General features: G+C 32.5%; 2 protein-coding genes. Both read right to left on the bottom strand.

The genetic code is table 11. The features are described 5' to 3' along the window. Positions 1-188 (bottom strand): hypothetical protein (locus tag J0H12_00045; protein ID MBN9412304.1); only part of this gene is annotated, 188 nt, incomplete at its 3' end. 582 nt (positions 189-770) lie between these two features. After that, on the bottom strand, positions 771-2,441 hold a 1,671-nt coding region (locus J0H12_00040), incomplete at its 5' end, for a hypothetical protein (GenBank protein ID MBN9412303.1).

Genomic DNA, 2,441 nt, shown 5'->3' with positions numbered 1-2,441 from the left:
TATGTATACCCTCTCCCCCCCTCTATAACTACAGCTTCTTGATTAGTACGGCTCTCCAAATCTCCCAAAATTAAATCATGAATACACTTCTCTGATGGATACGCCCTCGCCGTCTCATTCCATTCCCCTAACTGCTTCTCTCTCTCTTCTTCATTGAGTATCTGGATATCTCCAATAGCAAATTTCATATACAGTGCCCTTAATGTATTAGTTAAAATTTATAGTTAGAATTATGAAATAATCCCGTAAATTGATTCTATGTACCTCATCCAATTTATAATAAAATTTTGCTGCGTACCTTTCTGAAAAAGTATTTCCAATAGATACTTGGCTACCATCATATTGAATATAAAAAATAAATATGTGCCGGAAGCTTAACCCACTTACGTTAAATGTCCTCGAAGCTACTCTGCAATAGAGCTGTTTATTTTCATAACATGAGTTTGACTTGGATCACGAATAACCTCCCTTGATACGATTTATCATAAACTCAAAATAACTCAAACATATTAAATTTCTACAATTGTGAAAATTTGTATATTAAGAACCTTAAAGTACTTTACATACCTTATAGTTGTTATGAGAGCTCTCACAGTTTTCTCTATATTTTCATGAGTAAGTTAGGCTTTAATCACTTTTCCGCTTTTCACTTGTCCGTTAAAATAATCTGATTCATAATCTTATCTTACAACATACTATAAATTTCAACATTATAGAAAATTTGTTTTAGATTACACAAAGTTACTAAGAATAAAAGAAGCGGTTTTTTATTATGCAACTTTTTTGCCATTTTGTAGTTGATTTAAATTGGCACAAATCCCTTCCATAATTCTGACATAATCATTAAAAATTTTAGAAATATTTTCTTGAGAAAAGTGGCTTTTATTATAGCCAAACCTCATTATAAGGTCACTAGAAGGTTCTACACCAACAGTAAGCGAAAATTCCGTAACATCTAAAGTGTTCTTATGGGAATTTATTTCAAGATCAACAATTGATTTACTTCTTTCAACCTTTGGATAATTTTCAAAAACGAAAATTGTATCGAATAGAGAATGAGCTGATGAACCTCCAACAAGAGATTGAATTTCAAACAATGGAAGTAAGGCTTGATGCTGAATTGATGCAAGTTGAGTTTGTATCAAATTTATTCCTTGAATAATGTTTATGTCGTCTTTTATTTGAAATCTAAACGGCACAACGTTAGCTAGTAAGCCAATAACTTTATGGGCATCTTCTAACTCAATAGTTCGGCCAAAGGTTGTTATACCAAAAGTAATATCTTTCATTTGTGTAAACTTAGCAAGCAATACGGCCCACGCAAATTGCATGATAGAATTCAATGTTAGTCCCAAGTCTCTAGATAAAAAAACGATCTGATCATATAATAAAGAAGGGATTAAAGCTTCAAAGACTTCATACCCTTTAGAGGAACCATCCGTGTGCTTAAAAGATGCAGAAAATTGATTACTATAAGTAGAGCCAAATATATAATCTTTCCAAAATTCTTTTGTGTTTGTTTTATCTTGTTGTTGCACCCAACTGATATATTGTTGGAAAGAAACGCTGTTCTTGATTTCTAGTTCTATCCCCTTAAACAAATCATTGTAACTTTTCTTTATTGTCTCTAATAACTCCATTACACTCCACCCATCTAAAAGAATGTGATGAAAAGTTAATATAAAATAATAGTTTTCCTCTGCATATTTGACAAGGATTCCCCTTATGAGAGGAGCTTTATCAAGCTCAAATTTCTGTTCTCTATTTTTTAAAAGTAGGCTTTCTAAAGAAGAGGTTTTCTTCTCTTCTTCCAAATTAGAGATATCGTGAAAGTCTAAAACTGAAGGAATGTTTTTAGAAGTGAACTGAATAGGATCATCAAGGCCTTGCCAAAAAAATGCTGTTTTAAAGATATCATACGTCTTTACTATCTCTTCCCACACTTTTTTGAATAGATTTACCTTTTTTAGGTTATAGATTAAAAAAACCTTTTGCCGGAAATACCAATCTTGTTTTTTATCCTGTAGATAGTTAAGGAGAATTCCTCTTTGCATAGGAGAAAGTGGATAATAGCTTTCAACTTCACAAGGATAATCCACATTATTTTGTATAAGCAGTTTTACTTCTTCTTTCTCTTTAGATAGCCTAGTCATTAAAGCTTTTTCTGAATCTAGTTTTTCCTCAGAACGAATTGTTATTTCTAAAAGTTGGGCTAAGGATTTTAAAATAGGGCTTTTAAAAATATCTTTAGCAGTTAGTTGCATTCCTGCTTTTCTAGCTTCAGAAGCTAACTGTATAGCGGAGATGGAGTCACCGCCGATACGAAAGAAATTGTCATGAACACCCACTTTTTCTAGCCGTAAGACACCGCACCATAAAGCAGCTAACTTTTTCTCTATATCACTCTGAGGCTCATCACTCTCTTGAGAAATCTTCCCCTT

This window comes from Candidatus Paracaedimonas acanthamoebae (genome assembly GCA_017307065.1).
GTDB classification, from domain to species: domain Bacteria; phylum Pseudomonadota; class Alphaproteobacteria; order Caedimonadales; family Caedimonadaceae; genus Paracaedimonas; species Paracaedimonas acanthamoebae_A.
This window is presented reverse-complemented; position numbering and strand designations above follow the sequence as displayed.